Here is a 7286-nt window from a genome sequence, read left to right as displayed (position 1 = left end):
GGCGGATCTTCCGCCATGCCAGCTGCATCCCCACCTGGCTCACCACCGCCGCCAAAGCCGTCCTCACTCTGGAGAGCTACCGCTGAAAAGGCTCCATGGCTGCGGCGATCGCCACGGTCGGTCCGTTCCTGGGCCATCCCGGTGGCCACGGCATCGCCCAGCGCATCCACCTGGCCACGGCCGGAGCCTGGTTCGTTGCGCAGGCGGCGGCTGTAGCGCTGGGGCCGGCGGAGGTTGCCGGTGCGGCGTCCGGAGTCTTTGGCGACGGCGTGAGCCATCAGCTTGGGAAGCTAAGGTGATCCGGGGCTCGCTGCGGGTCTGACCTGCAGCGGAGGCGCCTCTACGGCTGGTGGCGGGTCCGTTGATTCCCCGATGTTCCCCGCGGCTCCCCGTATGATCCGGCACGCATCTGGCACGACCTCTTCTTCCCGAACTATCGGCTGGACGGCCATGCAGCCACGACGCTGGCCTTGGGGTCATGGACGGCCGCCGGCAGCCGCCCGCGGTGCGTGGTTGCTGTATCCCTCCTGTACGACAACCACCGCCGCACGCCTTGGCGCTGCAGGTCATGGCATGGCGGCTTCGCTTGTCAGCCCGGCACGGACACATCCAGTCAGCGAGCAGGCCCGCGTCTGTGAGGAGGACGTGTCGGGGAACGTTGCGCGTCTCGGAATCCGCCCCGCTCACACGTCGGCGGTGATGCTCGCTAAGCGGTGCTTCGGAATGGAAGCACACCAGCCAGGTCTATGAATTCACCAAGTTCTTCCGCCTGCTCGTCACCCTGCTTCAGCATCGCCGGCACCCGCTGCAGAGCGGCCCCGGACGGCCAGAGACGGGCCGGCATGAGTCACTTGAACTGGTGGATGGCGGCCACCGCCTTGGCTCGGTAATTGAATCTCCAGCCTGGGCAGCGGGGCGGTGTTGGTGACGGTCCAGTCGCTGGAAATGCGAAGGCATTTATCACCGGTTATGGTGATGTGCTGAGCGACGGCGGCCAGCAGACAGTTGACACATGATGGGGAATGGCTTGGCCCAGAACATCAAAGGTCCGCCGACCGTGACTGCGTCGTGACCACACAACCCTAGGAGGTCACATGAAGTTAAAATGGAAATGGCTCTCGGTTAGCTCGCTCGGGGTGATGGTGGTGTGCTTACTGGTAGCACCCGCCATGGCATCACCGAGGTTGATCTATCTCGGGAAGGGTGGCGATCCGTTCACCGTCCTCCACGTGGGTCGATCGGTCAAAGACCCACGTCAGACATTCTTTGTGCCCTACCGCGGCAACCCGGTCGTCCCCGGCCCGAATCTGTATGCAGCCAACCCCGTCAAGGACCCCGTCAAGAAGATCTGGCACGTCTACTCCGGCGGCCAGTTCGCCCCAGGACAGCCCCACGACGATATCTACCTGGCCACCACCAGAGACGACACCCTCACCCATGGCTTCTCCAGCACCAGGAAGATCATCGATCACGGCATTAACAATCACGTCAACGACCCCTCAGTGGTCAGGCTCAAGGACGGTCACTGGGTCATGGCGTTATCCACCGGACCGGAGGGTGTCCAGACGTGCTCAACGCTCATCTCCGGTGACGGGGTTCACTGGCCACAGCTGACCAATCGCAGCCACGAGGTCACGATCAGGGGAGCGCACGTCGGCCTCTGCGGCCGCCCCTCGCTGATCTTGAATCAGCACTATAAGGACAGGCACCACCCATGGCGGTGGGAGATGTACTTCGACGGCTCGGTCAACGGCAGCGTTTGGTCGCAGCACCTGGCTGTCTCCTACGAGGCTTTCCCACGGCACTTCACCTACGTACGGCTGATCGGCCTCATGGGCGACGCCGACATCAAGCTTGTCAACGGGCAGTACATCGCCGCTTATCGCAGGATCGGTCCCGGCATGGACTCGTGGTGGCGCCTGCGTTACGCCACCAGCCGGGACGGCCTCCACTTTGCCGAACACGGCCAGTTGGTGGCCCCTGACCCGCTGGCCAGCTACGACGACTGCGGTGTCACCAACCCCGGCTGGGCCATCAACGAAAAGGGCCTGATCACCGCAGTCATGTATGGCGGCGCGGACACTTGCCCCTGGGGATTTGGCAAGCAACAACTCGGCGTGGCCCTGCCGCAGGCGGAGGTGACTCTCTTCAGCGGCAACGTTGTCCATGTGCACCGGCAGGCCATCAGCGCGACCGCTCAGCGCATCGACACCCACGAGTACAGCAGTGTCGACCGGATCATGATCCGTCAACGGCCCGGCGCGCCGCCAATCATCAACCAAAAGATCCACAGCACCCGTGGAGATGTATGGGCTGTTAAATAGCCCTTCCGCGCCCCGTATATCCTCCCCCGCTATCCGCGGTGAGCAGTGAACACATGATGGGGAATGGGGCAGCTCAGAACATCGAAAGTCCGCCGTCCGTCGACCGTGGCTGCGCCGTGGCCACATGGTCCCTAGGAGATCGCATGAAGTTAAAACGGAGATGGCTCTCGGTTAGTTCCCTATGGGTGATGGTGGTCTGCTTACTAGTGGCACCCGCTATGGCGTCATCGAGGCTGATCCCTCTCGGGAAGAAGGGCGGTGATCCGTTCACCGTCTTCCATGTGGGTCGATCAGTCAAAGACCCAGGTCAGGCATTCTTTGTGCCGTACCGCGGCAACCCGGTCATCGGCGGGCTGAATCTGTATGCGGCCAACCCCGTCAAGGCGGGCGGAGTATGGAACGTCTACTCCGGCGGCCCGTTCGCCCGGGTACAGCCACACGACGATATCTACCTGTCCACCACCAGAGACGACACCCTCACCCATGGATTTTCCGGCGTTAGGAAGGTCATCGGACACGGCGTTTACGACCACGTCAACGACCCCTCGGCGGTCAGGCTCCCGGACGGTAACTGGGTCATGGCGATGACCACCAAACCGGTAGGGGACGTCGATAAGTGCTCCACACTGATCTCCCGTGACGGGGTCCACTGGCCACAGCTGACCGACCGCAGCCACGAGGTCACGATCAGCGGAGCGCACGTCCCCTTCTGCGGCCGCCCGTCGCTGATCTTTAACCCACAGTATAAGGACAGACACCATCGGTGGCGGTGGGAGATGTACTTCGACGGCTCGGTCAACAACAGCCATTGGTCGCAGCATCTGGCTGTCTCCTACGAGGCCTTCCCACGGCACTTCACCTATGCACGGATGATCGGTCTCTTCGCCGGCGCCGATGTCAAGCTGGTTAACGGGCAGTACATCGCGGCTTATGCACGGGTCGGTATCTACAAGGACTGGTGGCGCCTCCATTACGGCACCAGCCGCGACGGCCTCCACTTTGTCGACCACGGCCTGCTGGTGGCCCCCGACCCGCTGGCCGGCTTTGACGACTGCGCTGTGCACAACCCGGGCTGGGCCGTCAACGAGAAAGGCCTCATCACCGCCGTAATGTATAGCGGGGCCACTTGCCCCTGGCCATTCGGCATCTCACAACTCGGCGTGGCCCTGCCGCAAGCGGAGGTGACTCTCTTCAGCGGCAAGGTTACCCATACACACCGGCAAGCCATCAGCGCCACCGCACAGCGCATCGACACCCACCAGTACAACAGTGTCGACCGGATCGTGATCCGTCAACGGCCCGGCGCACCGCCGATCATCAACCAAAAAGTCCACGGCACCCGTGGGGACGCATGGGCTGTTAAATAGCGTTTCCGCGCTCCGCATATCCTCTCCCGGGCCATCCGGGACTGTAAATCGTTCGACGCTTTCGCGGTTCCGGTGGAGGGCCTGCCGGCGTACAAGCCGTACCGGAAGGGCACCGTCGAGGCGCTCAATGGTGCGGTGGAGGAGATGCTGCTGGTCTCTCTGCCGGGCTATACGCACCGTGCTCGCCCTGCGGAGGCGTACCGGCCGGATCCGGTGGAGGGCACCTCCCCCCGGGGAGTGGACACCTTGATCCGGCCTCTGACCTGGGGCCGGGGAGGAGATGTCCCTTATGGTGATGAAGTTCTACTCGCCGGAGTTCAAGGCGGATGCTGTCGCGCTGTACCTGTCTGATCCGGACCTGACCCTGGCCGGGGTCGCGGAGGACCTGGGCGTGAGCCGGGGGACACTGCGGGACTGGGTGCGGGCCGAGCGGTCTCGTCAGGGCGAGCTGGGCACGACCATGAGCACGACGAGGAAGACCAAGGAGCCGGCCACGGTGAGCGAGCCCACCCGCGAAGAACTGCAGGCCGAGATAGCGGCCCTGCGCACCGAGCTGAAGCAGGTGCGCAAACAGAACGCGACGCTCGCCGAGGAACGCGACATCCTGCGCAAGGCCACGAAGTTTTTCGCGACCGAGATGACCTGGTGAGCCGCTGCCAGTTCATCGAGGACCACCGGCAGACCCACGACGTCCAGCGGTTGTGCCGACTCCTTGAGGTGGCCCGCTCCAGCTACTACAAGTGGCGAGGCGGGCGTGAGGCCCGCGCCGAGCGCGAGCGGGCCGACGAGGACCTGGCCGAGAAGATCCGGGCCATCCACACGGACTCCGACGGGACGTATGGCGCCCCGCGGATCACGGCCGAGCTCCGTGACACCCACGGCATGGTGATCAACGAGAAGAAGGTCGCGCGTGTCATGCGCAAGTTCCGCATCACCGGCGTGCGCCTGCGCAAGCGCGTGCGTACGACCGTGCCGGAGCCGTCACAGACGCCGGTGCCGGACCGGGCGAAGAAGACCGACGCCGCCCGCAAGATCGCGTTCGACCGCTCCAGCTCCTTGACCTTCTGCTCCAGCTCCACGATCCGCGCGGCGTCCGACGACGAGGTACCCGGCCGCTGTCCGGAGTCGATCTCCGCGCGCTTGACCCACTCCCGCAGAGCCTCGCGGTGAACTCCGAGCTGGTCGGCGACCCGGGAAATCGAGCCGACCTTCTGCCCGGTCTCCTGACGTATCTCGAACACGAGCCGCACGGCCCGCTCCCGCAGCTCGGCGGGTACTTCCTCGGTGCTGGCATAGCTCCAACCCTTCCAGGGATCAGAGCCTCCAAAGAACCCGGGGCGGTTCACCCCGACCGGGGCCAGGTCACCTGCTGGAACTCTTGGATGCGCTGGAGTGTGATCAGCCTGCTGGCCGCCGCCGTTCTCGCCGTCACTCACGCCCACAGCGGCACCACCGACAAACTCGACACCCCCGAAGCCGAGCTCGTCCCCGCCAGCCCGCATGAACTGCTTGCCGTTCTGCGCGCAACCGTCATCCCGGCACCCCGCCGCGACCTGCAACACGTCCTGTTCTGGTCCGCGCCTGGCTCCGCCACCACCAACATCAAGCCGCGGCCTGCCACCGGCTCGGGAACAACATCACAGCGGAGGCGACCAGCTGACCAAAAACGGCTACGCTGTGGCTCCCGGCCCATGACAGGGGCCGGGAGCCAAGGGCGAACGGGCTCTACGCCTGGTCGCCGTCCGCTGGAAGAACGACTTCTGGGATGGCTCCTCTTGATTTCCTCATGACGCGCAAGACCACGTCGGGGCGCATCAGTGCGCGGGGCTTTTTGAGCAAGCTCATGACGTTCATGAGGTCAGCACACACTCTGCTGTCCATCGTGGCAGCAGCCAGGACACGGACGTAGTATGTGAGGAGAATCCGGTCCTTAATAGTAGGGCGGGCGCCGGTGGTCTCGCGGCAACGCCAGTCTTCCCAAGTCGCGATGGACCATGCACCGGATGCCGCACGAGCGGCGGCTCGCTGGAACTCGGCGGTGGACCTGGCTCCGTTGGCCAGCCAGCGTTCCAAAGCCTGAGCGCAGAGAGCGGAGACGCTCATGCCATGGCCATAAACCGGGTTGAAGGCACAAGCAGAATCTCCCAGTGCGATGAGTCCGGCCGGCCAGGTGCGCATCTTCTCCCAGTGATGGTGGCGGTTAGCCGCCTGCCTGAATGCCGCGATCCTACCGACGGGCGTGGCCTTAGCGAGCAGTGCGTACAGTGTGGGATCGCGAAGAGTACGTGCGTATTCCAAGAATCCCTCGTTGGTGTTCGGCGGGTAGTCAGCGCCATATCCGGCAAGCGTGCACCTCCAGTATCCGTTTTCCTGGAGGGCCATGTAACCGCAGCGACGTACATGGGGTGGACGGTGATGCACAGTAATCGCTGTGCAGTCTGGGGTGTACTCCTGAGGGACTCGGAAGTCCTGGGTGGCGTGCCCCATCTGAGCGTCCACTACGGTCTCTGCAGGCAGGGTATGCCCTAGCGTTGCGAGCCACTGCGAGAGCTTGGATGACCGTCCGGTGGCGTCTACCACCAGGTCGGCGTGCAGCGTTTGAGTCTGGTCCCCGGTGCGGGTCCGGACCCCGACAACGCGGCCGGTCGCGTCGGTGAGTAGGCCAGTGACGGTGGTGTTATCCTTAACATCCACTTTGGTGAGCCGTTTTCGAAGGGTAGCTTCCAACAGGGAGCGACTACACGTGAACAGCCTTGTCAGCGGCAGCCTCGGAAGCCACCCTTCTGTGATCAGCCACCTTGCGTCGGCAGGGAACGAAATCCGGGGCGCGCCCAGGCTAAGCAGGTATTCCAGGGAACCCGGAAACAGAGACTCCACAACGTTCTGCCCAGCGGGCCACAAAAAATGGATGTGGCGGTGCTGCGGAACTCCGGGACGGTCACGTTCACTGTTGTCCAGCCGATCACGTTCTATCATCGTCACGCTCCCGCAATGACGTGAAAGGACTTCAGCGGCAAGGATTCCTGCTACCCCCGACCCCATAACGATAGCACTGTCCATAGGAAGCCTCTCTCCGCCGTAGTTCGTGCCGACGCAACCCGGGTGCTGGCCATAGGAATGCCCAAGCCCTAACAGCAGGGCCTTTCGACTGACAATCAGTAGTAAAGCATCAGCCCACGAATCAGGTAAGCGTCAAGCAGGCCGAAACATTGAGGCAACAGTCAACTTTGAGCGCTTGTGAATCCACTCCTTTCTGTGGGCTAGTTAATTTCTGGCATCCGACTGGGTTTTGGCGTAGTTGCTCATCACGGCGTCATGCCCAGGACGTCGAGGGGGCGGGTGCAGGGCTTCAGAGGGCGTCGTCAAGTTGTTGGTGTGGCTGGTCGATTGGGGCTGGTGAGGATGCGGGTGTGCTCGGGGTGGCACCTCGTTCAGCCGGTCACGGGCACGCCGGTGACGGCTTTCCAGATGCGGAAGCGTTCGGTCATCTCGGTTCGGTAGTCACTGAACCCTTCTCATCCTGTGCTTCGCGGCCGTTGGCGGCTGCCGGTCGGGTCCGTAACGCGGCAGGGCTCCTGGTCGTTGCGCTGGTGAT

6 protein-coding genes and 1 pseudogene are annotated in these 7286 nt (G+C 63.6%); 4 read left to right on the top strand and 3 right to left on the bottom strand.

Annotated features, from left to right (window positions below):
• Positions 1 to 278, bottom strand: a 278-nt coding sequence (locus ACZ7HQ_RS44350; RefSeq protein WP_471003036.1) for a hypothetical protein, incomplete at its 3' end; no start/stop codon positions are given.
• A gap of 816 nt (positions 279 to 1094) precedes the next feature.
• On the opposite strand from ACZ7HQ_RS44350, the gene ACZ7HQ_RS44345 reads away from it, so the two are divergent.
• The 4 genes from ACZ7HQ_RS44345 to ACZ7HQ_RS44330 all read left to right on the top strand — a co-directional run bounded on the left by ACZ7HQ_RS44345 (position 1095) and on the right by ACZ7HQ_RS44330 (position 4861).
• Positions 1095 to 2324 carry a hypothetical protein gene (locus tag ACZ7HQ_RS44345; protein ID WP_471003033.1) on the top strand — a complete coding sequence of 410 codons (1230 nt, stop codon included), beginning with the start codon at positions 1095 to 1097 and terminating at the stop codon, positions 2322 to 2324.
• Positions 2325 to 2605: 281 nt separating this feature from the next.
• Complete coding sequence (locus ACZ7HQ_RS44340; RefSeq protein ID WP_471003031.1) at positions 2606 to 3691, top strand: hypothetical protein; 1086 nt, start codon at positions 2606 to 2608, stop codon at positions 3689 to 3691.
• Between the two features lie 289 nt (positions 3692 to 3980).
• Positions 3981 to 4340, top strand: a complete 360-nt coding sequence (locus ACZ7HQ_RS44335; RefSeq protein ID WP_471003028.1) for a transposase — start codon at positions 3981 to 3983, stop codon at positions 4338 to 4340.
• Positions 4337 to 4861, top strand: a complete 525-nt coding sequence (locus ACZ7HQ_RS44330; protein ID WP_471003025.1) for an IS3 family transposase — start codon at positions 4337 to 4339, stop codon at positions 4859 to 4861. Before ACZ7HQ_RS44335 ends, ACZ7HQ_RS44330 begins: the two co-directional genes overlap by 4 nt.
• On the opposite strand, the pseudogene ACZ7HQ_RS44325 reads toward ACZ7HQ_RS44330, so the two are convergent.
• Positions 4786 to 5193 (bottom strand): annotated as a pseudogene (locus ACZ7HQ_RS44325) (transposase); the annotation flags it as partial. The gene ACZ7HQ_RS44330 and the pseudogene ACZ7HQ_RS44325 sit on opposite strands and share 76 nt — an antisense overlap.
• A gap of 223 nt (positions 5194 to 5416) precedes the next feature.
• Positions 5417 to 6733, bottom strand: coding sequence for an NAD(P)/FAD-dependent oxidoreductase (locus ACZ7HQ_RS44320; protein ID WP_471003038.1), 1317 nt, complete (start codon positions 6731 to 6733; stop codon positions 5417 to 5419).
• Positions 6734 to 7286 lie beyond the last annotated feature (553 nt).

This window comes from Streptomyces sp. NPDC037290 (assembly GCF_055603245.1).
This window is presented reverse-complemented; position numbering and strand designations above follow the sequence as displayed.